The sequence below is a fragment of the Photobacterium piscicola genome, from assembly GCF_900166965.1.
In the GTDB taxonomy this organism is placed as follows: domain Bacteria; phylum Pseudomonadota; class Gammaproteobacteria; order Enterobacterales; family Vibrionaceae; genus Photobacterium; species Photobacterium piscicola.
In genome coordinates this window covers 214594-240535 of record NZ_FUZI01000002.1, presented here as the reverse complement: position 1 = coordinate 240535, position 25942 = coordinate 214594, and the positions used below count along the sequence as shown (strand labels likewise).

The 25942-nt window shown below is 40.5% G+C and carries 25 protein-coding genes; 11 read left to right on the top strand and 14 right to left on the bottom strand.

The genetic code is table 11. From position 1 onward, the window contains the following. The first annotated feature begins 135 nt into the window (after positions 1-135). From CZ809_RS07305 to sbmA, 4 genes are all read left to right on the top strand, one after another. Complete coding sequence (locus CZ809_RS07305; RefSeq protein ID WP_080156772.1) at positions 136-822, top strand: TIGR01621 family pseudouridine synthase; 687 nt, start codon at positions 136-138, stop codon at positions 820-822. Positions 823-959: 137 nt separating this feature from the next. Then, positions 960-1169 carry a hypothetical protein gene (locus CZ809_RS07300; RefSeq protein WP_080156771.1) on the top strand — a complete coding sequence of 70 codons (210 nt, stop codon included), beginning with the start codon at positions 960-962 and terminating at the stop codon, positions 1167-1169. An 84-nt stretch (positions 1170-1253) separates the two neighbouring features. Beyond that, entirely contained in the window at positions 1254-2195 is a 942-nt protein-coding gene (locus CZ809_RS07295; RefSeq protein ID WP_080156770.1) for a class I SAM-dependent methyltransferase, read from the top strand. Positions 2196-2462: 267 nt separating this feature from the next. Beyond that, the gene (gene sbmA / locus CZ809_RS07290; protein WP_080156769.1) at positions 2463-3464 is read left to right on the top strand and encodes a peptide antibiotic transporter SbmA; all 1002 of its coding nucleotides are present in this window, start codon (positions 2463-2465) and stop codon (positions 3462-3464) included. 96 nt (positions 3465-3560) lie between these two features. On the opposite strand, the gene gspS2 is transcribed toward sbmA, so the two are convergent. The 10 genes from gspS2 to CZ809_RS07240 form a co-directional block, all read right to left on the bottom strand. Then, positions 3561-3962 carry a type II secretion system pilot lipoprotein GspS-beta gene (gene gspS2 / locus CZ809_RS07285; RefSeq protein WP_080156768.1) on the bottom strand — a complete coding sequence of 134 codons (402 nt, stop codon included), beginning with the start codon at positions 3960-3962 and terminating at the stop codon, positions 3561-3563. A 19-nt stretch (positions 3963-3981) separates the two neighbouring features. After that, positions 3982-4281 (bottom strand): YciI family protein, encoded by a 300-nt coding sequence (locus CZ809_RS07280; RefSeq protein WP_080156767.1) that lies wholly within the window; start codon positions 4279-4281, stop codon positions 3982-3984. 176 nt (positions 4282-4457) lie between these two features. Then, on the bottom strand, positions 4458-4859 hold the full coding sequence (yciA, locus tag CZ809_RS07275; RefSeq protein WP_080156766.1) for an acyl-CoA thioester hydrolase YciA: 402 nt from the start codon (positions 4857-4859) through the stop codon (positions 4458-4460). Between the two features lie 13 nt (positions 4860-4872). After that, positions 4873-5412, bottom strand: coding sequence for a septation protein A (locus CZ809_RS07270; protein ID WP_080156765.1), 540 nt, complete (start codon positions 5410-5412; stop codon positions 4873-4875). 138 nt (positions 5413-5550) lie between these two features. Next, positions 5551-6357 carry a tryptophan synthase subunit alpha gene (gene trpA / locus CZ809_RS07265; RefSeq protein WP_080156764.1) on the bottom strand — a complete coding sequence of 269 codons (807 nt, stop codon included), beginning with the start codon at positions 6355-6357 and terminating at the stop codon, positions 5551-5553. Then, complete coding sequence (gene trpB / locus CZ809_RS07260; RefSeq protein ID WP_080156763.1) at positions 6357-7547, bottom strand: tryptophan synthase subunit beta; 1191 nt, start codon at positions 7545-7547, stop codon at positions 6357-6359. The genes trpA and trpB overlap by 1 nt, the downstream gene beginning before the upstream one ends. Positions 7548-7549: 2 nt before the next feature. After that, the gene (trpCF, locus tag CZ809_RS07255) at positions 7550-8950 is read right to left on the bottom strand and encodes a bifunctional indole-3-glycerol-phosphate synthase TrpC/phosphoribosylanthranilate isomerase TrpF (RefSeq protein WP_080156762.1); all 1401 of its coding nucleotides are present in this window, start codon (positions 8948-8950) and stop codon (positions 7550-7552) included. Positions 8951-8952: 2 nt separating this feature from the next. Further along, the gene (trpD, locus tag CZ809_RS07250) at positions 8953-9963 is read right to left on the bottom strand and encodes an anthranilate phosphoribosyltransferase (RefSeq protein WP_080156761.1); all 1011 of its coding nucleotides are present in this window, start codon (positions 9961-9963) and stop codon (positions 8953-8955) included. 11 nt (positions 9964-9974) lie between these two features. Then, positions 9975-10604 carry an aminodeoxychorismate/anthranilate synthase component II gene (locus CZ809_RS07245; protein WP_080156760.1) on the bottom strand — a complete coding sequence of 210 codons (630 nt, stop codon included), beginning with the start codon at positions 10602-10604 and terminating at the stop codon, positions 9975-9977. A 10-nt stretch (positions 10605-10614) separates the two neighbouring features. Beyond that, entirely contained in the window at positions 10615-12117 is a 1503-nt protein-coding gene (locus CZ809_RS07240) for an anthranilate synthase component 1 (protein WP_107275449.1), read from the bottom strand. 580 nt (positions 12118-12697) lie between these two features. Here CZ809_RS07240 and rnm point away from each other — a divergent pair. The 3 genes from rnm (at position 12698) to rluB (ending at position 15696) form a co-directional block, all read left to right on the top strand. Then, positions 12698-13591, top strand: coding sequence for an RNase RNM (rnm, locus tag CZ809_RS07235; RefSeq protein ID WP_080156758.1), 894 nt, complete (start codon positions 12698-12700; stop codon positions 13589-13591). Then, positions 13588-14208 (top strand): L-threonylcarbamoyladenylate synthase, encoded by a 621-nt coding sequence (locus CZ809_RS07230; RefSeq protein WP_045035658.1) that lies wholly within the window; start codon positions 13588-13590, stop codon positions 14206-14208. The genes rnm and CZ809_RS07230 overlap by 4 nt, the downstream gene beginning before the upstream one ends. 309 nt (positions 14209-14517) lie before the next feature. Beyond that, complete coding sequence (gene rluB, locus CZ809_RS07225) at positions 14518-15696, top strand: 23S rRNA pseudouridine(2605) synthase RluB (RefSeq protein WP_080156757.1); 1179 nt, start codon at positions 14518-14520, stop codon at positions 15694-15696. A gap of 82 nt (positions 15697-15778) precedes the next feature. On the opposite strand, the gene CZ809_RS07220 is transcribed toward rluB, so the two are convergent. Then, entirely contained in the window at positions 15779-16540 is a 762-nt protein-coding gene (locus tag CZ809_RS07220) for a YciK family oxidoreductase (protein WP_080156756.1), read from the bottom strand. A 264-nt stretch (positions 16541-16804) separates the two neighbouring features. On the opposite strand from CZ809_RS07220, the gene sohB reads away from it, so the two are divergent. Beyond that, a complete protein-coding gene (sohB, locus tag CZ809_RS07215) occupies positions 16805-17866 on the top strand; it encodes a protease SohB (protein WP_080156755.1) in 1062 nt (353 codons plus the stop codon). Between the two features lie 65 nt (positions 17867-17931). Here the strand turns inward: sohB and CZ809_RS07210 are convergent, their stop codons facing one another. After that, the gene (locus CZ809_RS07210; RefSeq protein ID WP_080156754.1) at positions 17932-18189 is read right to left on the bottom strand and encodes a DUF2498 family protein; all 258 of its coding nucleotides are present in this window, start codon (positions 18187-18189) and stop codon (positions 17932-17934) included. 616 nt (positions 18190-18805) lie between these two features. On the opposite strand from CZ809_RS07210, the gene topA reads away from it, so the two are divergent. After that, positions 18806-21457: a type I DNA topoisomerase gene (topA, locus tag CZ809_RS07205; RefSeq protein ID WP_080156753.1), complete on the top strand. Its 2652-nt coding sequence runs from the start codon at positions 18806-18808 to the stop codon at positions 21455-21457. A 72-nt stretch (positions 21458-21529) separates the two neighbouring features. On the opposite strand, the gene miaE is transcribed toward topA, so the two are convergent. Then, a complete protein-coding gene (miaE, locus tag CZ809_RS07200) occupies positions 21530-22333 on the bottom strand; it encodes a tRNA isopentenyl-2-thiomethyl-A-37 hydroxylase MiaE (RefSeq protein WP_080156752.1) in 804 nt (267 codons plus the stop codon). Positions 22334-22426: 93 nt separating this feature from the next. Further along, positions 22427-23188 carry a DNA repair protein gene (locus tag CZ809_RS07195; protein WP_080156751.1) on the bottom strand — a complete coding sequence of 254 codons (762 nt, stop codon included), beginning with the start codon at positions 23186-23188 and terminating at the stop codon, positions 22427-22429. Positions 23189-23613: 425 nt separating this feature from the next. Here CZ809_RS07195 and cysB point away from each other — a divergent pair, with 425 nt between their 5' ends. Beyond that, positions 23614-24588 (top strand): HTH-type transcriptional regulator CysB, encoded by a 975-nt coding sequence (cysB, locus tag CZ809_RS07190; protein ID WP_080156750.1) that lies wholly within the window; start codon positions 23614-23616, stop codon positions 24586-24588. 123 nt (positions 24589-24711) lie between these two features. Continuing rightward, positions 24712-25911 (top strand): methyltransferase, encoded by a 1200-nt coding sequence (locus CZ809_RS07185; protein ID WP_080156749.1) that lies wholly within the window; start codon positions 24712-24714, stop codon positions 25909-25911. Positions 25912-25942: the final 31 nt, after the last annotated feature.

Genomic DNA, 25942 nt, shown 5'->3' with positions numbered 1-25942 from the left:
ATATTATTATCGGTTGTTGTCTTTGAATCTGATTAGCGTTCTATAATAAATCGAATATGGGTCGCAAGACTTTTCTTTTTTGAGTGGCTGGTTATACTCGCGCCATCTTTGTACCGTAAAGGCGTTATTTGCATTATGTTTGATCTTGTTTACCAGCACTCTGATTTCTTAGTTATTAATAAACACCCTGGGATCAGTGTTCATAAAGATGATAATGATCAGCCATTACTGGCCGCTGTTGCTGAGCAAACAGGTGATGAAAAACTGTATCTCATTCATCGACTTGATAAAATGACGTCAGGGTTGCTATTACTTGGGCGTAATAAAACGGCTGCTGCTGCATTATGTGCTAATTTTGCTGAGCGTCGGGTTGAAAAGTTTTATGTAGCAATTGCGACGAAAAAACCAAAGAAAAAACAAGGTGTTGTTATTGGTGATATGACCCGTTCACGTCGTAGTAGTTGGAAATTAGAAACGACCAAAGTAAACCCTGCTATTACTCAGTTTTTTTCTGCTGCTGGTGGTGAAGGACGGCGTATCTTTTTATGCAAACCCCATACAGGCAAAACCCATCAAATTCGCGTGGCATTGCGCAGTGTTGGCTCTGGTATTACGGGTGATGATATTTATGGTAATGAAGCGGCAGATCGTGGCTATTTACATGCTTATGGTTTACGTTTTCCTTACCAAGGTGAGCTGCAACAATTTTTATGTCCGCCTAGTATCGGAGAATTATGGTCAACAGCAGAGGCGCAGCAAGCATTTACTGAATGGCAGCAACCTTGGACGTTATCATGGCCAGTATTAGCCTGTAAAAAATAGTAGAGTGAGTAAAATATCAACAGTTGACCTGTAATTGATGGTATTGTCAGCAATCGATTGGTAAAACGTGGATGCGCATTTCTTTTTGGTATTGATAATTTATACTATATACAGAATGTATTAGTTAGAGGTTTACAATGCGCAGTGCTCATTCACGTACGCTGAAAATGCGAGTTTCTCAACAAAAACGTCAATCCCATCATCGTCGAAATCGTGCTCAACAATATTTGATATTACCTGAAACTACTCCGCGTCATTTCCTTTCATCATCAGCAACATTGACACTACATTCCACGAGTTTACTTGATTATTCAGCTGAATATGTCTTACGTGCTAAACCTGAGTAAATGATTCTATTTTCTCCTGCAGTTGGTATTCTGGAGCGCAACGTATAGAATAGCCCGCCTTAATTGACTACTTTGAATGATATTATGGAAATTAGCGCGTTACCTACTTTAGAAGCCCATTTATTAACGGCTTTAGCAACACCACCGTCAGAAGTTCGCCGATTGTTTCATGGCCGCGGTCGCTGTTGGCTAGGGCTGGAACAAATTACGGTTGATTGGCTTCAAGGGCAAGTACTGGTTTCCTTATTCAAAGAACCTGATGCTGATTTTATGCAAGCATTGACGGATTTGTTGGTTAAATTGACGCAAACAGAAGCTTGGCAAGCTAGCGGTGCCCGTTCTTTATTACTCCAACACCGTGATCGTCAAGGTTCGCCAATGGAAGTGTTGTGGGGACAAAGTTCTGATTATCAAGATGTCATTGAAAGTGGGTTAACCTATAAATTAGATTTAGGTCGTAATCAAAATAACGGTCTATTTCTTGATATGCGTTATGGCCGTGACTGGGTGCGTGAGCATGCTGCGGGTAAACGAGTACTGAATTTATTTGCTTATACTTGTGGCTTTTCTGTGGCAGCCATTGCTGGTGGCGCAGATTATGTGGTGAATCTTGATATGGCCAAAGCGGCATTAAGTCGTGGTCGTGATAACCATCACCTCAATAACCATGATTTAAAGAAAGTGAGTTTCTTAGGCCATGAGTTATTTAAGTCATGGGGTAAAGTACGCAAGATGGGGCCTTATGATTTAATCATTATTGATCCGCCATCATTTCAAAAAGGCAGCTTTGCTCTGACTAAAGATTACCAAAAGATTTTACGTCGCTTGCCTGAATTATTAACTGCTGATGGTGTTGTTTTAGCCTGCGTTAATGATCCGACGTTAACCAGTCAATTTTTGATTGATGGCATGGCTGCTGAAGCGCCAGATATGGTGTTCTCTCATCGTTTAGAAAACCCGGCTGAATTTAAAGATATAGAACCAGAAGCAGGGCTTAAAGCCTTAGTTTTTGAGCGCCAGAGCTAAGTTTATAGCGATGATATAAATCGTTAAAATAAGAAATCCCTTATCGACTCCACTAGTTTTAGTTAAGAGTAAATAAGGGATTTTTTTATCTAAAATTAGCAGTGATTTGTTTATTATAATGAATTATATGACCTTTATTGTGGTGTACTTGTTGCGTTTTGGAGTTTGGTGACAAATACTAAAATAAGTGATTAACAATAAGATCAATTGATTCTATTTGCAGTGCAAGGGGTGCACTTAATCAAAATACATTAAGGATGTGTAGTTATGTTTAAATCGTTCTTTCTCGATCGTCGGTGGTTTTTATGGTCGATTGTCGGTAGTGCCATTATTTTATATGTTACTTGGTATAAAGTGCAGATAGACGTAGAAGTGAATGAATGGTTTGGTAGTTTTTATGATCTTATTCAAAAGGCATTAGCTAAGCCCAATGCAGTGACATTTGATGAGTTTTTAGCGGGGTGTATTGAGTTTTTCAATATTGTGTCAGTGTATATCATTATTGCCGTTATTCTTGATTTCTTCGTTCGCCATTATGTTTTTCGTTGGCGTACCGCAATGAATGATTATTACATGAAGCATTGGGACAAAATTAGTCATATTGAAGGGGCATCTCAGCGAGTTCAAGAAGATACGATGCGTTTTGCACGTATAGTCGAAAGTCTAGGGGTGAGCTTTATGCGATCCTTAATGACGCTAGTTGCGTTTTTACCTATTCTATGGACGTTAAGTGAGAATGTTACTGAATTACCATGGATAGGCAGTGTTGATCGATCATTGGTATATTTAGCCATTATCTCAGCATTATTTGGCACAGTATTATTGGCGATTGTTGGTATTCGATTACCAGGGTTAGAATTTAAGAATCAAAAAGTAGAAGCCGCTTATCGTAAAGAACTCGTGTTTGGTGAAGATAACGCCCATCGCGCCAAACCTGAAACTGTAAAAGACCTCTTTTTTAATGTTCGTAAAAATTACTTTAATCTTTATCGTCATTATTTATATTTTGATATCGCAAAATGGTCATATATTCAATATACCGTGATAGTGCCTTATATCGCATTGGGCCCTGCTATTATTTCAGGCGCATTAACTTTGGGTGTATTACAACAGATACTCAGGGCGTTTGGAAAAGTAGAAGAGTCTTTTCAATTTTTGGTGCACTCATGGAGTACGATTGTTGAATTAATGTCGATTTATAAGCGGTTGCGTGCATTTGAAGTGCAGATTAATGATGCTATTGATGTAGAAAGTATTCCGGTAGAATAGTTATGACGGGATAAAAAATAAAAAGCCCTAACCAGCAATGCTCAATTATATTGGAGCAATTCATTGGTTAGGGATTTTTATAATATACGGCGTAGATTATTTTAGTGCTTCACAAGATTGTTCTGAAATAGTTTGTGAGACTAACTGTCGGCCGCTGACATCACGAATAGTAATAAGATAATCAACGCCATGTTTAAATAGTGGCATTAATTCAGCGTTGTTACAGTAATTAGCACTGGCCGTTTTTATCGCTGTTGTCGGTTTTACACGCCCATTACCACCATAGATGATGTTGATTTTTACCGTGTTTTTACTCGCATAAGCTTGAGTGATTTGGTAAGCATCTATTTTAGGATAGGGTGCTTTACTATCAATCGCAGCTGCTCGTGATTGTGCTAATGATTCAGCGACCATTTGTTGATCGTGTGAAGCACAGCCACCAAGGATGAAAAGGCCAACAGCGGCGATAAGCCATTTTTTTGTTGTAGTTAGGTTCACTGGTTAATCCTGAATAGATTTAAGGTAAAACTTTTTTGAATGGTTTAACAATAACATTGGCGTAGACACCGGCATCAATATACGGATCAGCATTGGCCCATTGTTGTGCTTGTTCTAGCGATTCAAATTTAGCAATGACCGTTGAACCAGTAAAGCCTGCCTCACCTGGATTTTCATCATCAATGGCAGGCATTGGTCCTGCGACTAATAAACGATCTTGTTGTTGAAGTTCTTTTAAGCGAGCTAGATGTTGTTCACGTACGCTCATGCGACGCTCTAAACTATTTTCAACGTCTTGAGAAAAAATCACATACCACATCGTCGGCATTCCCTATTTAGTTATGGTTTAAACAACGAATTATTCATCGTGTTGTTTTTAGTATTCCCCATACTAACTAAATATTGAACATGGACAAGTAGATTTAAGCAAATAATAAAAAGCACCAACCGTAGTCAGTGCTTAGTGTTAATTAAGTGCTTTTTTATTGGGAAGGATTATTGCGTAATTTCAATCTTACGCGGGCGGCCTTCACTGTTAATAGCGACATAATTAAATGTCGCTTCACAGACGCGGTAACGTTCACCGATGCCATCAACAGCAACAGGTTTTACCCATACCTCAAGGCCGACACTCATAGATGTATTACCGATGCGCTTACATTCACCGTGACAACAAACCACATCACCAACACCAACGGGGGCTTTAAATTCTATTTTATCAACTGAAACGGTAACCACACGACCGCGAGAAATCTCTTTGGCTAAAATAGCGCCTGCAAGATCCAGTTGCGACATGATCCAACCACCAAAAATATCACCATTTGCATTGGTATCGGCAGGCATCGCTAATGTACGAAGTAGAAGCTGTCCACGAGGGATATTGTTTTCAGTAGTCATCGGCTATACAACTTTATTTATCATCAGGGCTTTTAGGTAAGTGGCGATAAATATAGCCACCCGTCACAAAAGTAAATAGCAGCGTTAACGCTAATAAACCAAATACTTTGAAATCCACCCAGACATCAAGCGGAAAATTGAATGCAATATAAATGTTTACAATAGCACAAACAACAAAAAATATTGTCCATGCAAAATTGATACGTAACCAAACGTTATCAGGAAGGGTGATCTCTTTACCTAGCATCGATTTAATTAATGGTTTATGCATGATCTGACTGACAAGCAGTGCGAGAGCAAATAGACCATAGATAATGGTAACTTTCCATTTAATGAAGTTTTCATCATGCAAAAACAGTGTTAATCCACCAAAGATAGCGACCATCACAAAGGTGATTAACTGCATTTTTTCTATTTTTTTATAGATAAACCACGTAACGATCAATTGGATTGCCGTTGTAATAATTAATGCACCTGTCGCGACAAAAATACCATTAGTTTTAAATAATACAAAAAAGATCAGTAATGGAATAAATTCTATAATTTGTTTCATTGGTACCAACTCATTAAAGATAATTAACAGGAGTATACCTGTTCCATGAGCTTAATGAAAAAATCGATTTTGATGGGGATGATGATACCGCTGTCACCAATATTTGATTGATGACAGCGATGGGTAGCGGATTATAGGCTAGCGACGTGTTGCTGCTTTCATGTTGGTTATAAATGTACTCAGTGCTCTGAGCAGTGCTGGATGGTCATCAACATGGGTTTCAATAATTTTAACGATGGCTGAACCTGAAATTGCTCCAGCAGCGCCTGCTTTTATGGCTTCACTCACTTGCTCTGGGGTTGAAATACCAAACCCGAGTAATGCTGGTGGTGCATTATGGGCTTTTAATGCGGCTAATAATGGCTCAATTGGCATTTCTGCTTTCGTTTCTGCACCTGTGACGCCTGCGCGTGAAAGTAGGTAAGTATAACCACCGCTAAGCTCTGAGACTGTTTTTAAGGTTGCGGCATCAGCGTTAGGTGGTGCGATAAAAATAGGGTGAATACCCTGTGCTTCTGCTGCAACTCTAAACTCAAGAGATGCATTGACGGGTACATCTGCAATTAATACTGAATCAATGCCAGCATTCGCACAGCGACGATAAAAATGATCGATACCTGTAGCAAAAACCAAATTAGCGTACATCAGTAGTCCAATCGGCAATTGAGGATATTTCGCTCGAATTTGAGTTAGCATTTCAAAACAAATGGTCGGGGTGGTGTCTGCGGCAAGAGCACGAATATTGGCTCCTTGAATCGTTGGACCATCAGCCAATGGATCTGAAAAAGGGATCCCTAGCTCTAAGGCATCAGCGCCAGCGGCAACTAAAGTATCAATAATATCCATTGAGCGTTGTGGTGTTGGATCACCCAAGGTAACAAAAGGGACAAAGGCACCTTCATTACGGGCATTCAATTGAGTAAATAAATTGTGGTAGCGATCCATTATAGAACTCCTTTTGCCGTTAAAATATCGTGCACAGTGAAAATGTCTTTATCGCCTCGACCGGAAAGGTTAACCACCAGTAATTGCTCTTTTTCGGGGTCATCTGCAATTATTTTTAGTGCATAAGCCAATGCATGTGCAGATTCAAGTGCGGGAATAATGCCTTCTTTACGGGCTAATAGTTGAAATGCATCTAATGCTTCATCATCGGTTACTGCACCATATTCTGCGCGACCAATAGCGTTAAGGTGAGCATGTTGAGGCCCGACAGAAGGGAAATCTAACCCTGCGGAAACAGAGTAAGATTCTTCAACTTGACCATGTTCATCTTGCATTAGCGGCGCTTTCATACCAAAGAAAATACCGAGCTTGCCGTGTTTCAATGGCGCGCCATGCATGTCGGTATCTAAGCCTTTTCCTGCAGGCTCAACGCCAATTAAACGGACACTACTTTCTTCGATAAAGTCAGCGAACATACCAATTGCATTAGAGCCACCGCCAACACAAGCAATAACGGCATCTGGTAATCGACCTTCTTTAGCGATAATTTGGGTCTTGGTTTCTTCACCAATAATTTTTTGAAACTCACGCACTATGGTTGGGAATGGGTGAGGACCCGCGGCGGTACCTAATAGATAATGGGCTTTGTCATAGCTAGCAGACCAATCGCGCATCGCTTCATTACATGCATCTTTTAAGGTTGCTGAACCTGATGTTACGGGAATAACCGTCGCGCCCATTAATTTCATTCTAAAAACATTAGGACTTTGACGTTCAATATCTTTCGCGCCCATATAGATGCGGCACTTTAATCCGAGTAAAGCACAGGCTAATGCCGTAGCAACCCCGTGTTGACCAGCTCCTGTTTCTGCAATGATTTCAGTTTTACCCATGCGTTGTGCCAGTAAAGCTTGACCTAAAACTTGGTTAGTTTTGTGTGCGCCACCGTGAAGTAGATCTTCTCGTTTGAGATAAAGCTTGGTCTTTGTACCTTGAGTTAAATTTTGACACAAGGTTAACGCCGTTGGTCGCCCCGCATATTCTTTTAATAACGTTATAAATTGATGTTGAAATTGTGAATCTTGTTGAGCTTCGATAAAAGCATCTTCAAGTTGGTCCAAGGCTGGTACTAGAATTTGAGGGACATATTGACCACCAAATTCACCAAAGTAGGCATTCAATTTACTCATGATTATTTATCGTCCTTAATATATTTGATTGCCGTAAAGGCTGCCGCTAATTTATGGGGATCTTTTTTACCCGGTGCGCTTTCTACACCGGAATTTAAATCTAAGCCGCTAAAACCAAGCGAGGCGGCATGGTGTACATTATCTGGGTTGAGCCCACCAGCAAGTAAGCTGTTTGATCTGTTTTCTGGTGTAATTAAAGACCAATCAAAGGTGATACCTGTGCCTCCACTTTTGCCTTCGACTTTACTGTCAAACAGGTGCTTGTCGACTGACCATTGAGTAAGATCTGGTACGCTATCAGTAATGGCATGGGCTTTCCATATTTGGCAGTTAGTCGGTAATTGTTCACGTAATTGCGCGATATATTGTGGTGATTCATTACCGTGTAATTGCACCGCAGCCAAGGCTAAAGTTGTTGCGGTAGTCACAATGTCTGTCAATGGGCTGTTTTGAAATACACCGACAAAATTAAGAGGAACGGAGGCGGTAACCGCTAAAGCGTGGTCGAGATTAATCGCTCGCGGTGATGATGGCACGAAAATCAAACCCCCATAGGTTGCCCCTTGTTGATAAGCCTGATGAGCATCTACATTTGAGGTTAACCCGCAAACTTTATGTTCACCAAATAAGACTTTTCGAACCGCTAAATCAAGGTTATCAGCTGCCATTAATGAACTACCAATTAAAAAACCATTGGCATAAGGCGAGAGTTCACGTACTTGCTGGTGGGTATAAATCCCTGATTCAGAAATAACAATTGTGCCTTTAGGTAAATCGGGCGCGAGTTGTTTGGTACGATTTAAATCAATACTCAAATCACGTAAATTACGGTTGTTAATCCCGACAACTTTTGCTTTGAGTTTGATGGCGCGCGTGAGTTCGGCTTCATTACTCACTTCGGTTAAAACGCCAAGTTGAAGTGATTCAGCCACTGCGGCAAGTGTTTGGTATTGTTCGTCATCCAGTACCGATAGCATCAATAAAATCGCATCTGCCTGATAATGACGCGCCAAATAGACTTGGTAGCTATCAATCATAAAGTCTTTGCATAATACTGGTTGGGTAACTTGACTGCGTACCTTCGGTAAGAACTCAACATTGCCTTGAAAATATTTCTCGTCAGTTAATACTGAAATAGCACTGGCGTATTGGCTATAAACCATCGCAATATCATCTAAATTGAAATCTTCTCTAATTAAGCCTTTTGACGGTGATGCCTTTTTACATTCGAGAATGAAAGCAGGGCGATAGCACCCATGTTGGTCTGTATTGGTCAGTGCGTGGTAGAAATCACGATCGCTAGGCGTAAGCTGGTGGCGAAAACTGGCGAGAGGTTGCGCTTCTTTACGAGCATCGACCCAGATTTTTTTATCTGCGATAATTTTAGCAAGGACTGTTTCCATGATTAACCTCGTGCTGCCAGTTGTTCTACAAGTTGATATGCGTTACCTGAACGCATGGTGGTGATTGCGCGTTGAGTATTGGCTTTAAGATCGTGATGGCCAAAAAGGCGCAATAAAAGTGCAACATTAACAGCAACGGCACCTTCTTGAGCGGGTGTTCCTTTACCGATCAGAATCTGTTTTATAATGTGGCAATTCTCATCTGGCTCACCGCCACGAATAGCTTCTAAAGGGTAGCTTTGAAGTCCAAAATCAGCCGGAGTAAGCGTATATTCACTAATGACCCCATCAATAATTTCAGCTACATGGGTTTCACCATGAATGGCAACTTCATCCAGCCCGCTACCATGTACTACTGCTGCTCGTTTTAATCCCATTGCTGCTAAGGTTTCAGCAATCGGGCGCACTAAGGCGATATCGTAAACCCCCATTAATTGAATATTAGGTTTGGCTGGGTTAATTAATGGGCCTAAGACATTAAAAATAGTGCGCGTTTGTAATGTTTGTCGTACTGGCATCGCATGACGTACGCCTCCGTGATATTCCGGTGCAAATAAAAAACAGACACCAAGATCATCTAACGCTTGGCGTGCCGTTTGGGCGGACATGGCTAAATTAATCCCAAATTGATCTAATAAATCGGATGAACCTGATTTGCTTGATACACCACGATTACCATGTTTAGCCACTTTCACACCACAGGCGGCAGCAACAAAGGCTGCAGTAGTCGAAATGTTGATGGTATTCGCACCATCGCCTCCAGTACCGACAATGTCGGCAAAGTCATAATTCGGGCGTGGAAATGGGTTGGCATTTTTAACTAATGCTTTGGCTGCACCTGCAATTTCTGCTGGCGTTTCACCTTTAATTTTTAATGCTGTTAATACGGCTGATAATACAATCGGCTCAACTTCTCCATTGATGATCGCATCAAAGAGGATATGGCTTTCTTCTTCGCTCAAGGGGTGTTGAGCGTAGAGTTTGTCAGCGAGTTTAGAAATAGTAGCGTTCATCATCATCTTCCTTAATGGGTATTTAGGCATGTGGTGGGTGCTTTGATAACCCAAGCCAGTGTATGAGTAAGTAGTTCTGCGCCTTGAGTAGTAAGGATAGATTCTGGGTGAAATTGAAAGCCACAGACTTTGTCGTGTTCATTAACGACCGCCATCACTAATCCATTTACATCAGCAATCGTTTCAAGGCTAGCAGGAACATGGGTTGCGACTAAAGAATGATAACGGGCGACGGTGAGTGGGCTGGCAAGTTGACCAAAAACAGGGTGTTGGTTGTGGGTTATCATTGCTGCTTTACCATGTACGATATCGCCAGCGCCGGCGACGGTACCACCATAAGCTTCAACAATTGCTTGATGACCGAGGCAAATACCTAACATTGGGATTTTGCCTTTGACGCGTTGAATAAGTTCAGGCATACACCCGGCATCAGCTGGTGCGCCAGGGCCTGGTGATAACACTAATACCGGATTTTTATGTTCAAGTAATGCGTGTTCGATTTGTTGCGCTGATAAATGATTACGATAAATCGTGACGGGAAAACCCAGACTTCGAAATTGATCAACAAGGTTGTAAGTAAAAGAATCAAAGTTATCTAACAGCACAATATGGGCATTATGGTAATTTTTCGTGATGGTCATCTTGTGCTCCTTAACCTTGGTGGGCGTGACGAATGGCATTGATTACCGCTTGTGCTTTCGATTTGGTTTCATCTGTTTCAGCTTGGGGTATGGAGTCATAAACTACCCCTGCACCTGCTTGAACACTGGCGATACCGTTTTCGACATAAGCAGAACGGATCACAATGCAGGTATCCATATCCCCATGTCCTGTAATATAACCAACCGCACCGCCATAGCTTCCACGGCGACGTTGTTCAACTTCACGAATAAGTTGCATGGCTCTAATTTTAGGTGCGCCCGTTAACGTTCCCATGTTCATACAAGCTTGATAAGCGTGCAGGGCATCAAGATCATGGCGCAATTGACCCACGACTCGCGACACTAAATGCATCACATGGCTATAACGATCAACATGTAATAAATCAGCTACGTGGCGGCTTCCTGCTTGGCTAATACGGGCGACATCATTACGGGCTAAATCAACTAGCATCATGTGTTCAGCATTTTCTTTGGTGTCACAGCGAAGTTCTAGTTCGATACGCGTATCAAGGTCGAGATTAATGGAACCATCTTTGTTTTTGCCGCGTTGACGTGTACCTGCAATTGGGTAAATTTCAACTTGGTTAGACTGGGTACAATATTTCAATGCGCTCTCTGGAGAGGCACCAAATAAGGTAAAGTCAGTATCATGCAGATAAAACATATACGGACTTGGGTTACCAATCTTCAATGCTTTATATGCGTTCAGTGGCGAGGGACACGGCAGCTTAAATTGTCGAGATGGCACGACTTGAAATACATCACCTCGAATAACAAATTGCTTCAAAGCGGCAACGGTTTGATTGAAATCATGATCCGTTATTGTTGGAACGGGGACACAGGTGGTGATAGCGGGTGCAACGGGTAATGACTGAGGATTAAGACAACGGGTTTTAAGTGTGACTAAACGTTGTTGAAGATCATCCGCAATTGCCGGGGTATCATGCTCAAACAGGGTCGCTTGTAAATGTGCTTGTTGATATTGATGATCGATAATCAATAATGTTTCAGCAATATAGAAAATATAATCAGGGCAGCTATTGTCCGCATCAACGGCGATAAGTGGTTCAAAGTCAGCCACTAAATCATAAGCAAATAAACCACCAATGAATAATGCATCGCGAGGATGATTTTCGGTATCAAAGGCATGTTGAATCAGTCGTAATGCATCAAAAGATGATGTTTGGCGTAGGCGAGAGTCTTCATCTAACGTCTGCACATGGGTTGGAAAATGTAACCGCAGCGTATCAGCATTATAGGTGGCTTTAATATCAGACTTGAGATGGCTGTTTAGAACATGCAGGATGCGTTGGCCATTGTTAGATTGGGCTTCTAATATCACCTCTTTACCACGACAGACAATGCGTACGGCAGCATCAATCAATAATAAGCTTTTAAGATCTTGCTTAGAATCGACTTCGGCTGATTCTAATAATAGATGGCAAGGGCTATCACCACAGAGCGTAAAATAAGCATCAGTAGGGTCAGCCATGTAGGGTACATCAAGGTTAAGTACCTTAATTGGATGTTGATTTTCTGGTGTCGTGTTATAGATATGCGATCCAATAGAGTGAGTTGTCACAGCGTTCTCCTTGCCGTTTGTACCAATACAATCCTGCTTTCATTGTTCGATAGTGGCGTAAACTGAGTATTTGAGCAAGACTAGTTTTTTACTTTTACCGATAATTATTAACAAAGTGTGTTGCAATATTTTATTTTGGTCAAATATATAATAATCAATGCATTGGGTTGTGATTAGCTATATGGAGAGGACCAAAAAAAAGCCTTCGATAATGATAGGCTTGAGTAAAAGTACAGAATGTTACTGTATTTTACCGTTGCCATAACATTGCTTGCCACTCGTAAATAATCAAGAAAGGCGGTCGTTGTGTACTAATTTGCTGTAACATGGCGCTATCCTATTTGTCTGCTGCTATATCCAAGGATTACCAAGGTGTATAGCGGTGAATTGGTTTAAACTAGCTAAAGGTTATGATGTTAGAAGCCATATCATTCCTAGTAATTACGTACTAGTAAACTAGTTCATAAAAACAAAGTCAAGAAGTAAAGTTATGTTGTTTGATTTACATTGTCATACTACAGCGTCAGACGGCCGCTTATCGCCGCAAGATCTTGTTCGACGCGCCGTGGATATGCGGGTTGATGTGTTGGCAATTACCGATCACGATACGATTGATGGCCTAGCACAAGCGCATGCTGTTATTGAACAAGAACAATTACCGATTACATTAATTAATGGTATTGAGATATCAACGGTGTGGCAAAACTTTGATATTCATATTGTTGGGCTTAATATAGATCCTAATCATCCTGAGTTAATTTCATTTATTAACGCCCAAGCCGAACATCGACTTGCACGTGCAAAAGAGATTGGCGCACGGTTAGAAAAGAACAAAATGCCAGGTGCTTTTGAAGGTGCGATGGCATTAGCGGGCGACGCTTCGATTACGCGTGCGCATTTTGCTCGTTGGTTGGTTGAACAAGGTTATGCCAAAACTATGCAGGCGGTGTTTAAGAAATTCTTAACCCGAGGTAATCCTGGTTATGTGCCACCAAGTTGGTGCTCAATTGCCGATGCTGTAACCGTGATTCATGCCGCTGGTGGTCAAGCTGTTATTGCTCATCCCGGTCGTTACCAAATGACGGCAAAATGGATCAAGCGCTTAATTCAGCATTTTATTGACGCAAAAGGCGACGGTATTGAAGTTGCTCAACCTCAACAAGCACCGCAAGAACGACGTACTTTTGGGGATTACGCCATCCAATATAATTTACTCGCTTCACAAGGGTCTGATTTTCATTATCCATCCCCATGGACCGAATTAGGCCGCAATTTGTGGTTACCGAAAGATGTAGTGCCGTTATGGCAGAATTGGACGGTAGAGAAAAAGCGAGTAGAGGCAGAAATAACCACGGAGTTATCTGCCTCGAAGGAGGAAAAATGAGTCAGTTTTTTTATGTTCATCCAGAAACACCGCAAACGCGTTTAATCAATCAAGCGGTTGATATTATTAAAAATGGTGGGGTTGTGGTTTATCCTACCGACTCAGGTTATGCTCTGGGTTGTCAGATGGAAAACAAACAAGCGCTGGAGCGTATTTGTCAAATACGACGTTTAAACGATAAGCATAATTTTACCTTGTTATGCCGTGATTTATCTGAACTATCGTTATATACCCGCGTTGACAATATTGCGTTTCGTTTATTGCGAAATAATACTCCAGGTGCTTATACCTTTATCTTTAAAGGCACCAAGGAAGTCCCACGTCGATTAATGAACGCTAAGCGTAAAACGATTGGTATTCGTGTTCCTGATAATAATATTGCTTTAGCGCTGCTTGAAGCTTTGGGTGAACCGATGATGTCGACCAGTTTGATTTTACCTGGTAAAGAGACCACAGAAGCGGATCCTGATGAGATTCGTGACCAATTAGAACATGCTGTTGATCTAATCATGCACGGTGGTTATCTCAGTGAGCAGCCAACAACCGTTATCGATTTTAGTGACGGTAACATTGATATTGTACGTATTGGTGCTGGTGATATTACGCCGTTTGAATAAAATCGTTTAATTTCCACAGTAAATGCATTGGCGGTATATGCATTTTTATAAACGTATCATATTGTTTATGATACGTTTTTTTTATCGCTATTTTTATGGTAAATAACCGTTAGATTTGCGATAATAATCGGCTACATATCTAGCATGATAGATAATTGATTATCACGCTAGAATCCAAATTATTGCTATTCGCATTATTTCCCCTCACTTTCTTTTTTTGCGCAATCATTGCAACAATAAAAAGAGAACTGAGAAGAGGACTTTGATGAGAATTTCGACGCCTGTGAAGGCGACAAAGGTTTGTTTACAATGAGCGAAAAATTACAAAAAGTATTAGCGCGTGCAGGACAAGGATCACGTCGTGAAATCGAATTGATGATCCAAAACGGCCGTGTGAGCGTTGATGGTGTTGTTGCTAAACTTGGCGATCGTCTTGATGATCTTAGCGTTAGTGTACGCATTGATGGCCACAATATTGCATTAATTTCGTCAGATGAAGAAATCTGCCGTATTTTGGCCTACAACAAGCCAGAAGGTGAGTTATGTACTCGTCATGATCCTGAAGGTCGTCGTACTGTTTTTGATCGTTTACCACGTCTAACAACAGGCCGTTGGGTTTCTGTTGGTCGTCTAGATGCTAACACCTCAGGTTTATTACTTTTCACTACTGATGGTGAATTAGCTAACCGTTTAATGCACCCAAGCCGTACTGTTGAACGTGAGTACATGGTGCGTGTATTTGGTGAAGTAAACGAGCAGATGATTAAGAATGTCGTTAAAGGCGTTGAGCTGGAAGACGGCGTAGCACGCTTTGAAGATGTTGTTTATTCTGGCGGTGAAGGTATGAATCATACTTTCTACGTAGTGATCACTGAAGGCCGTAACCGTGAGGTTCGTCGTTTATGGGATTCTCAGGGTGTAACGGTTAGCCGTCTGAAACGTGTTCGTTATGGTGATGTTTACTTAACGAAAGACATGCCTCGTGGCGGTTGGAGCGAGCTAGAACTAAAAGAAGTGAATGAACTTCGTGCTACCGTTGAGCTACCACCTGAAACTGAAACAGTATTAACGGTTGAAGGTCAGAAGCGTAAAAAAGGTATTCGTCAAATTCGTCGTGCTGTTCGTCGTCATGAAGAGCGTGTAGAAACAACGGGTACGGGTGGTCGTCGCGGTCGTAATAATGATCGTCGCGCACCATCAAGCTCAAGTCGTAATGCTGAAGTTGATTCACAACAACAAGAGCAACGTGGTGGTCGTGGCCGTGCTAAACCTGCACCAACAGGTCGTGATAATGCTAAACCTCGTTCAGATCGCGCTAAAGGTAAACCTGTACATATTGCAGGTAAGCCAAGAGATGATGAGAAGAAGCCTTATAATTCATCAGATAAGCCACAAAATGGTTCTGGCAAGCGTAAGCCTTCTGGCAATGCGGCAAATCGTCGTAACCCATTAGCAAATAAGCCAGCTAAACCTCGTACACGTAAGTAATTGTTTAAACGCGACTAATGCATAAAGTGCACGATTGATATTAAAATGCCGACAGCGATGTCGGCTTTTTTATAACTACTATTTATTGTTCATTGCTAATGCCGGGCTTACGCTGAGCATCAAGACATTGCCCTGAGATATGGCGGCTTTCTGGTCCCATTAGATATAGGTAAAGTGGCATAATATCTAACGGTGTTTTGAGTAAACGAGCATCTTCCGCGGGAAAGGCTTGTGCTCGCATACCTGTACGGGTTCCACCCGGATTGATGGCATTGACCTTAATTGAAGTATCACTTAGCTCATCGGCTAAGACTTGCATCATGCCTTCTGTGGCAAATTTAGATATTGCGTAGGTTCCCCAAAAAGCACGTCCAATATGACCGACGGTGGATGAGGTAAAGATAATTCGACCATCTGGTGACTGTTTGATTAATGGTAAAATTGCCTGAGTAAGTAATAATTGCGCTTTTACGTTAACTTGCATCACATCGTCAAAAACAGATTCTTCAATATGATCAAGTGGGCTTAATGCGCCTAATAATCCTGCATTGTGTAGTACGCCATCTAAGCGCCCAAATTGCTGCTGAATGGTATTTGCCATATCAATGTAGTGTTGTTTAGTTGCACCCATTAAATCTAATGGAATAATCGCGGCTTGCTTGCTGCCATTTTTTTCTATTTCATCATAAACAGCTTCAAGCTTAGCGACAGTTCTGCCTAACAGGATCACGGTCGCACCATGAGCAGCATATTGGAGTGCGGCTTCTCGGCCGATACCATCACCAGCCCCAGTTACTAATATCACGCGATCTTTTAAATTATCCGCAGCAATTTGATAATCCACAGTAGCTTCCTTTTAAATAGTGTCTTTTTGTCGATATTTGAGTGTTTTTTCATCTAAGAACGCATCAAGTCTTGAGCTTGACTGTAATATCGATTACTACTAAAACATATCAGAATTTATATTCTGAGAGAATGTAGTTTTATGTGAATATCGTGTCGATGATATTGATTTATTATAAAGATAAATCGAACTAAGAATGGCGATAGTTAGTACATTTTTACAATAAATTATGGCGCTTTTTCTTGCCTAATAGAGGATTGAATCTTGGAATTTTTGTTTGAATATGGTTTGTTTTTCGCCAAAATAGCGACAGTTGTTATTGCGATTGTGGGTGTATTGGTATTAACAAAAGCGTTAAATGGTCGTCATGGTTCTCAAAAAGGTGAACTAGAAGTTACCGATTTGACTGAACAATATAAAGAGACCGTTGAGCAGTTAGAATCTCATTTATTTGACAAAGCATTATTAAAAGCCCGTGATAAAGCGGATAAAAAATCAGATAAAGAACAAGATAAAGCGCGCCAAAATGAAGTAAAACAAGCGGTGAAAAATGGTAATTTAACCACAACCCGTGATCCTCGTTTATTTGTTATTGATTTTCACGGCAGTATTGATGCACGTGAAGTCTCGTCATTACGTCAAGAAATTAGCGCTATTTTAGCCATTGCAATTGAAGGTGATGAAGTATTGCTACGTTTAGAAACAGGTGGCGGTATGGTACATGCTTATGGTTTAGCATCATCACAACTTGACCGTTTAAAAGCGGCTGGTATTACGTTAACGATAGCTGTTGATAAAGTCGCGGCAAGTGGTGGTTATATGATGGCGTGTGTTGCGGATAAAATTGTCTCAGCACCGTTTGCTATTGTGGGCTCTATTGGCGTTATTGCACAACTACCAAACTTTAGTAAGGTATTGAAGAAAAACGATATTGAGTTTGAACAAATTACGGCAGGTGAGTTTAAACGTACCTTAACTATGTTTGGTGAAAACTCAGATAAAGCGCGTGAAAAATTCAAAGAAGAGATTGAAGAAACACACGGTTTATTTAAACAATTTATTGCTGTTCATCGCCCTGAACTTGACTTAAATAAAGTGGCAACAGGTGAGCATTGGTTTGGTCAACAAGCCCTTGAATTAGGCTTAGTGGATCAGATTAGCACCAGTGATGATTTGATCACCGAAGCTTGTAAAGCGCGTGAAGTATTACAGGTTAAATATGTACGTCGCAAGAAGTTAATCGAGAAGCTTTCTGGTGCGTCAAGTGAAGCGGCAGATACGTTATTAATGAAGTGGGTTGCGCGTGGTCAGCGTCCATTTATGTAATAATGGTTAACCCCGAGAGATGAAAAAACCCGCCGTGATCGCGGGTTTTTTTGTTTAAATTTTGCTTAAACAAGTAATGTGTTTAGTGTGAACTCTGGTGATAACTTATGAGCCAAGAACTTAAACATATTAAATACAGCCGTTGTTTTAGCCGTTGGTAAGCCCTCATCATCAAGGAAGTACTCGCCTTTGAAGATTAATACGCCATCTTTTTCTATTACTGATGTCGCGCGCATACCTTCAACGTAATCTTTGTGATCTTGAATGATTTGATTGGCGATCATTAATAGCTCATTGATCGAAATTTCAGCTTTATTAGCCATGATAAATACTCATTGATAGTAGAATAAACACAGTCTAAGTAAGTTGCTATGAGAAAACAAATAACAGGGTTGTTAATTGGTTAATATCTATTCAAATATGGGCGGGTATTATATTAAAAAGCATAAATACTGTGATTAAATGCAAAAAAAATTAGTAAAGCTGACCAAATAATTCTATATCAATGATATTGATGATGCGGATTTTTGTTATTGCAGAGACAATAAAGCATCAAAGTGATTGTCATATAAGGTAAATTTTAATTTTATCATTTTGATTATCAGTACGTTGAAAGGGCTGTAAATGTTGCTTTTTGAATATTCACAACTTAATAACAAGTGCGGAAGGTACAACCAAATAGACGAAATTAATTAAAAAGCAGTTGACCTTCTTGTTTTCTAGCCCAATATGTAAAGAGTATTTTACGTAAATGAAGTGCAATAATTAATTGCAAATATGTATCATTCTCAAATTGTAACTCATCATATTAATTCACTGCTCTTAAATTTTTCGATTAGTGACTTAATGAGATTGGTCGAATGTTGTGGCGCTAATGATTAGCTAAGCAGTTATTTATATTTTTAGAATTAGCGAGCACGAGGACGTAATAGGGTCATTATGGGTAAATCTCTCGTTATCGTGGAGTCCCCAGCCAAGGCGAAAACAATCAATAAGTACTTGGGTAAGGATTTCATTGTAAAATCAAGCGTTGGTCACGTACGTGATTTGCCAACGGGCGCCCGCAGTGGCGGTAAAAAAGCTGTAGCAACATCGACTAAAGGGTTGAGTGTTGAAGAAAAAGCAGCAATTAAACAGAAGAAAGATCGTAAAGCGCTAATCAGTAAAATGGGTGTTGATCCCTATGATGATTGGAATGCGCATTATGAAATACTTCCTGGCAAAGAAAAAGTTGTTAGTGAACTTCAAAAATTAGCTGAAGATGCTGATTGTATCTATCTCGCAACGGATTTAGACCGCGAAGGAGAAGCCATTGCGTGGCACCTTCGTGAGATCATCGGTGGCGATGAATCACGCTATAAACGAGTTGTCTTTAACGAAATCACTAAAAATGCTATTCAACAAGCATTTGAACAACCAGGTGAATTGAATATTGATGGCGTGAATGCGCAACAAGCACGTCGCTTCCTCGATCGTGTTGTTGGCTTCATGGTATCACCACTATTGTGGAAAAAAGTTGCCCGTGGTCTATCTGCTGGTCGTGTACAGTCAGTTGCGGTAAAACTGATTGTTGAGCGCGAACATGAAATCAATGCATTTGATCCCGAAGAGTTCTGGGATATTCATGCAGATACACTAACGGTAGGCAAAGACGCTTTACGGTTAATGGTTGCACAACAGGCGGGTAAAGCATTCCGTCCTGAAAATAAAGTCGATACGATGGCTGCCCATGCACTACTTGAAAAAGCAGCGTATGAAGTGATTGAGCGTGAAGATCGCCCAACTAGCAGCAAGCCCTCTGCGCCTTATATCACCTCTACACTTCAGCAGGCGGCAAGTACACGTCTAGGTTATGGTGTTAAGCGCACTATGGGCCTTGCACAGCGCCTATATGAAGCGGGTTATATTACTTACATGCGTACTGACTCGACTAACCTTTCAAAAGAGGCCGTTGAAGCAGCGCGTGAGCTAATTGGTAATGAGTATGGTAATGAGTATTTACCTGAAAATGCCAATGTTTATGGCAGTAAGAAAAATGCGCAAGAAGCGCACGAAGCAATTCGTCCTTCAAACGTAGAAGTGAAGGCTGAAAATTTAGAAGGCATGGATCAAGATGCAGTTAAGTTGTATGACTTAATTTGGCGTCAATTTGTATCTTGTCAGATGATGCCAGCAAAATATGACTCAAGTACTATCAACGTTAAAGCAGGGGATTTCTTGCTAAAAGCGAAAGGCCGTACTTTACGTTTTGCTGGTTGGACATTAGTACAGCGCCCGTCAGGTAAAAATGAAGATACAACATTACCTGAAGTTAACGTAGGCGATGTACTGAAGTTAGAGCAACTTGAGCCTAAGCAGCACTTTACTAAGCCGCCAGCACGCTTTACAGAAGCGGCATTGGTGAAAGAACTTGAAAAGCGTGGCATTGGTCGTCCATCAACGTATGCGTCGATTATTTCAACCATTCAAGATCGTGGTTATGTACGTGTAGATCAACGTCGTTTCTATGCTGAAAAGATGGGCGAGATTGTTTCTGACCGTTTAGACAATAGTTTTCCTGATTTGATGGATTTTGATTTTACTGCCCGTATGGAAGGTAATCTAGATAAAATTGCTGAAGGTGAGAAAAACTGGAAGAAAGTACTCGATGAGTTCTTCTCTGATTTCACGGCCGAGCTTCAAAAAGCAGAGCTAGATGAAGCAGAAGGTGGTATGCAGCCTAATAATATCGTGCTAACGGATATTCAATGTCCGACATGTTCACGACCTATGGGTATTCGTACTGCATCAACAGGTGTTTTCCTTGGTTGTTCTGGCTATGCATTGCCACCTAAAGAGCGTTGTAAAACAACGATCAACTTAGGCAGTGAAGAAGGCATTGTTAATGTTCTAGAGGAAGACGTTGAAACAGCTGCATTACGCGCTAAAAAACGTTGTCCTATTTGTAACACGGCAATGGATGCTTACCTTATTGATCAAGATCGTAAGCTGCACGTTTGTGGTAATAACCCAAGCTGTGATGGTTACATTGTTGAAAAAGGTGAGTTCAAGCTTAAAGGCTATGAAGGCCCGCTGATTGAATGCGACAAGTGTGGTTCTGATATGGAACTGAAGAACGGTCGTTTTGGTAAGTACATGGGGTGTACTAACGAAGAGTGTAAGAATACCCGTAAGATTCTAAAGAATGGCGAAGTTGCGCCACCAAAAGAAGATCCTGTACATTTGCCAGAAATTCCATGTACACAAGACACCAACGCGTACTTCGTTTTACGTGATGGTGCATCTGGTTTGTTCATGGCAGCGAGTACGTTCCCTAAGTCACGTGAAACACGTGCACCGTTAGTGGAAGAGCTTGTACGCTTTAAAGAACGCCTATCACCTAAGTTCTTATACTTAACTGATGCGCCTGTGGCTGACCCTGATGGTCTACCAACAGTGATTCGCTTCTCACGTAAAACTAAAGAGAATTACGTGCGTTCAGAAGTAGACGGTAAGCCAACAGGCTGGACGGGTTTATTTGTGGACGGTAAGTGGGAAATTACCGATAAGCGTAAAAAGCCTAAAAAAGAAAAATCAGCAGAAGAAGAGTAATTCGTTATTCTGTGATTAAAAAAAACCGCCAAATTTGGCGGTTTTTTTGTAGGTGTTAGTGATCTTATGATTTTAAACACAAGCTATAGCGGTGATAGGAATACCACTATGAAAACGAAACGTATCATCAGGAGTGGTAATTAATTCCGCTTCTTTATTACCAATCACTCGAATGCGATCGGCAATGTTTGTTCCTGCAATTTTTTCAGCCAGAGTTAGGTAATCTTGATAATGGCGCGCTTCTGAGCGCAATAACGAGATATAAAACTTCCTTAATTCGGAATCTAAATAAGGGGCAAGTTTGGCAAATCGCTCACAAGAGCGTGCTTCTATGTATGCACCTACAATCAGTTTATCAATTAAGGTTGCTGGCTCATGAGTACGTACGGCTTTCATTAACCCTTTAGCATAACGTCCTGCATGAAGGTTACTATAAGGAATACCACGCTTATCCATGATCTCTAACACTTGCTCAAAATGATGAAACTCTTCTTTAATTAATCGTACCATTTTATCGATTAATTCTTGGCCATGATAAAAATCACTGCGCGGTGTTAGTGGGGCGAGTAGGCCATTTTTTTTACTGTGAAACTGGGCTGTTGAGCGGTTATTTCCACCGTAAACAAAATCTTCATAAGGTTTTGCCCATGCCATTAGTGCTTCACCACTCTGTTTGTCAACCGCGTATTTACGCACCATAAACATCGCAGTCTGACTTGCTTTTAATTCACAATTACAGTGATCAACCAATAATGGGATCAGGTTCTCTGGCTTAATAGCTTCATTGATCCAGCTATCCGGGGTTTCACATTGAAGAAATTGGTTAATAGGCTTGAGTAATTTATTAACCATTTGTTGAGTGTTATCGTTATCCATAAGGCATGTCTTTATTTATAGTTATTGAAGGCGCAAAAAAGGCCGCGATGGCGACCTTTATCGTTGAGCTAGTGTAAGACAAAGAGAATTAAATCACCATTTCCGTTTTGGCTGAAATAACACATCTAATTCATCATTATCTTTGTCGAGTAATTGTTGTCGTTCTTGTTCACTACTGACACTCATATTATTATCAATTTCACTCAGCATGTATTGAAGTTTCTGCTGCGCTTTTGTTGCATACTCATCATTACGAGAAGATAGAACATCAATCCCTTTCTTTAGTAATTGTTTAGCTGTACCAAATTGACGTTTTAAGCGAGCATCATTAGCGCGCTTAACGACGTTTTCAATATTAATTCTTAATTGCATGTTTTCTAAGCGCGTATTTTCAAGCACATAGGCTTGAGTGGCAATACGACCTTTACCATGCTCTCCTTTAATTACACTCTTTAAACGCTTTACGAGCTGTAACATACCAATGGCTTGGCGATCTGAATTAGGCACTTGGAAAGGGACAACATTGGTTTGATCAAAGTGTGTTTCTAAATGTGATATTTGTTCGGTTACATGATGGATGCGTTGTTTCAATGAACGATCTTTAGTGTCAACTTCAGCAATAGTTTCAAGTGCATAAAGAATGCGTTTATTGAGACAAACTAAGAGCTCTTTACTATAAGGTAAATGACTCGCATTACTAATGAGTTCTTCTGTGGCGTCAATGATTGCGACTTGCTTTGCCAATTCTTGCTGTTTAGCATTTTCTAGCCGTTGCCGGTATTGAATGATAATGCTGTAGCCAATAACTAGAATTAGCAGAAGACTGATTAAGCCAATAACGAGAGGGATACTCATAAAGTGTGTCTATCTTCCATGGTTGATGTATTACTTAGGAAGATACACTATCTCGTTGTTTGGTGGTAGTTTGTTAGTAAAAAATGCTAACTAAATAACGTGATAGAGAAAGATATGGTTTTTTAATTTAAATGCTTTGTTTTTATGCTGAAATTACTTCAACATGCAGCATTACAACGTAACAATGAGTGTTGTTTTCCGGCAATAAAAAAGACTTGGAATATAAAGTTTTAACATTGCTTCATGCTTATTTGATGATGAAATAGTATTTTTATGGTGTAAAGTAAATAAATACTATGAAACAACGTTAATTCAATATATAAAATATTTATTACATGGTTGCACGATCATGCTTTGAGATGAAAATCAGTTGAAGATTTTAGGACTAAGTATGAAAGGTAACGGATTATTGATTGGGCGAGACCATGAAATTACAACAATTACGTTATATTGTTGAGGTCGTAAATCATAACCTCAATGTTTCATCTACCGCAGAGAGTTTATATACGTCTCAACCGGGTATTAGTAAGCAAGTACGTTTATTGGAAGATGAATTAGGTATTCAGATTTTTGAACGTAGTGGTAAACATTTAACGAAAGTAACATCAGCTGGCGAAGATATCGTACGCATTTCACGTGATATTTTATCTCGTGTTGAAAGTATTAAAGCGGTTGCGAGTGAGCATACTCATCCGGAAATGGGAACGCTAAATATTGCGACGACACATACTCAAGCACGCTATGCATTGCCTGATGTGATTCAAGGTTTTACAACGAGATTTCCTAAAGTTTCATTACACATGCATCAAGGAACGCCAAGTCAAATTGCAGATGCTGTGGGTAAAGGAAATTCTGATTTCGCTATAGCAACAGAAGCGCTACATTTATATCAAGATATGATTATGCTGCCTTGTTATTATTGGAATCGCTCAATTGTGGTACGTAAAGATCATCCTCTTGCGACTAAACCTACTATTACTATTCACGATTTAGCTGCTTATTCATTAGTGACTTATGTGTTTGGCTTTACTGGCCGTTCTGAACTTGATAGTGCATTTAACCGTTCAGGTCTAACACCAAGAATTGTATTTACGGCAACAGATGCTGATGTGATTAAAACCTATGTTCGTTTAGGCCTAGGTGTCGGTGTTATTGCAAGTATGGCAATGGACCCTAACGCTGATGATGATTTAGTTGCTCTGGATGCGAGTCATATTTTTGATTCAAGTACGACGATGATAGGTTTCAAAAAAGGGACATTCTTACGTACTTATATGTATGATTTTATGGAACGTTTTGCACCTCATCTTACTCGTAATGTTGTTGATCAGGCTATCGCATTAAAAAATGCTGCAGAAATAAATGATATGTTTGCTTCAATGGAATTACCGGTTAGATAACGTCTGAGTTGTTATTAACATCATTGAAACCGCTAGTGATAGCGGTTTTTTTATTTGGTTAATGTGTCAAACGTAAGCTTGATATACACTAGCCCCCAATTTTAGGTCGGTTAATGGTTGTTTATGTCTAACTACGTTGAGCTTTTTCGTCATCTCGATGCTTTATTGGTAAAAAACAGGCAATTTTGGCAGTTTATGCCTTTTGTTGAACGTGGCTTTGTTTGGCATCAAAATTTGCCATTTTGCCAATGGTTAACAGCTTTAGATGACAACCAGTTACAGGTATTAAGTTATGATATCAATGCCTTAACAACAGCTCTAATGCCCTGGATTGATGATGCAGAAGCATTAACTCAACTTGTTAGTAAAATCCAACCTTTAACGCGTACTGACAGATCAGTACCACAAGGGTTTGATAGTGGTATTCCTGGTCGTAAGTGGCAGCAAATTATCGCCTTCAATGAGGTGTTACCACCTTTAGGATTGCCATGGTTAGAGTGGTGTGCGGGTAAGGGGTATCTAGGACGTGTATTGGCAGCATCGCACCAACAGCCAGTGACGAGCCTTGAATGGCAATCACAATTATGCATTGATGGCGAAAAAGCGGCAAAGCAATTGGGGTTAGCGATTAATTTTATTCATGCAGATGCATTTAGTCGTGAGAGTGATAACGCAATCACGACTCGCCAACATGCAGTTGCATTACATGCTTGTGGTGATTTGCATGTATCATTACTGCAACGGGTCGCTGCTAATAAAGGGGCAGCAGTGAGTATTTCACCGTGCTGTTATCACCTCATTCGTCAATCACATTATCAACCAATGTCTACGATTGCGAAAACAAGTTCCTTGGTTCTATCTAAGCATGATTTACGACTTCCTTTGCAAGAAACCGTTACAGCAGGTAATCGAGTTAAGCAACTGCGCTTTGTGGAAGTGAGCTTTCGATTAGGATTTGATTTATTACAGCGAGAAGTTAGCCAAACTGAGACATACCTTTCTGTACCAAATGTACAAAAAGCATTGCTTAACCAAGGGTTTGAAGCCTTTTGTGTGTGGGCTGCCGCAAGAAGAGGTGTACAGTTACCTGAGAATATTAATTTTGATAAGTGGCAGCGCCAAGGTGAAAAACGATTTGCTATTATTGAACGAATGGAATTAGTTCGACAATTATTTCGACGACCACTTGAAATTTGGCTAGCACTTGATCGCGTTTGTTTTCTTGAAGAGCAGGGTTATGAGGTTGTGCTTGGTACTTTTTGTGATAAACCAATAACGCCACGTAATTTATTAATTCATGCTGAGCGACGGGATATCGCCTAGACGACACAGTAGGTTCCCTATCAAATTAATG

Coding starts and splice junctions, on each gene's coding strand:
- CZ809_RS07305 (WP_080156772.1), top strand. CDS start 136: ATGTTTGATCTTGTTTACCAGCACTCTGATTTCTTAGTTATTAATAAA.
- CZ809_RS07300 (WP_080156771.1), top strand. CDS start 960: ATGCGCAGTGCTCATTCACGTACGCTGAAAATGCGAGTTTCTCAACAA.
- CZ809_RS07295 (WP_080156770.1), top strand. CDS start 1,254: ATGGAAATTAGCGCGTTACCTACTTTAGAAGCCCATTTATTAACGGCT.
- sbmA (WP_080156769.1), top strand. CDS start 2,463: ATGTTTAAATCGTTCTTTCTCGATCGTCGGTGGTTTTTATGGTCGATT.
- CZ809_RS07280 (WP_080156767.1), bottom strand. CDS start 4,281: ATGTGGTATGTGATTTTTTCTCAAGACGTTGAAAATAGTTTAGAGCGT.
- yciA (WP_080156766.1), bottom strand. CDS start 4,859: ATGACTACTGAAAACAATATCCCTCGTGGACAGCTTCTACTTCGTACA.
- CZ809_RS07270 (WP_080156765.1), bottom strand. CDS start 5,412: ATGAAACAAATTATAGAATTTATTCCATTACTGATCTTTTTTGTATTA.
- trpA (WP_080156764.1), bottom strand. CDS start 6,357: ATGGATCGCTACCACAATTTATTTACTCAATTGAATGCCCGTAATGAA.
- trpB (WP_080156763.1), bottom strand. CDS start 7,547: ATGAGTAAATTGAATGCCTACTTTGGTGAATTTGGTGGTCAATATGTC.
- trpCF (WP_080156762.1), bottom strand. CDS start 8,950: ATGGAAACAGTCCTTGCTAAAATTATCGCAGATAAAAAAATCTGGGTC.
- trpD (WP_080156761.1), bottom strand. CDS start 9,963: ATGAACGCTACTATTTCTAAACTCGCTGACAAACTCTACGCTCAACAC.
- CZ809_RS07245 (WP_080156760.1), bottom strand. CDS start 10,604: ATGACCATCACGAAAAATTACCATAATGCCCATATTGTGCTGTTAGAT.
- CZ809_RS07240 (WP_107275449.1), bottom strand. CDS start 12,117: ATGGCTGACCCTACTGATGCTTATTTTACGCTCTGTGGTGATAGCCCT.
- rnm (WP_080156758.1), top strand. CDS start 12,698: ATGTTGTTTGATTTACATTGTCATACTACAGCGTCAGACGGCCGCTTA.
- CZ809_RS07230 (WP_045035658.1), top strand. CDS start 13,588: ATGAGTCAGTTTTTTTATGTTCATCCAGAAACACCGCAAACGCGTTTA.
- rluB (WP_080156757.1), top strand. CDS start 14,518: ATGAGCGAAAAATTACAAAAAGTATTAGCGCGTGCAGGACAAGGATCA.
- CZ809_RS07210 (WP_080156754.1), bottom strand. CDS start 18,189: ATGGCTAATAAAGCTGAAATTTCGATCAATGAGCTATTAATGATCGCC.
- topA (WP_080156753.1), top strand. CDS start 18,806: ATGGGTAAATCTCTCGTTATCGTGGAGTCCCCAGCCAAGGCGAAAACA.
- miaE (WP_080156752.1), bottom strand. CDS start 22,333: ATGGATAACGATAACACTCAACAAATGGTTAATAAATTACTCAAGCCT.
- CZ809_RS07195 (WP_080156751.1), bottom strand. CDS start 23,188: ATGAGTATCCCTCTCGTTATTGGCTTAATCAGTCTTCTGCTAATTCTA.
- cysB (WP_080156750.1), top strand. CDS start 23,614: ATGAAATTACAACAATTACGTTATATTGTTGAGGTCGTAAATCATAAC.
- CZ809_RS07185 (WP_080156749.1), top strand. CDS start 24,712: ATGTCTAACTACGTTGAGCTTTTTCGTCATCTCGATGCTTTATTGGTA.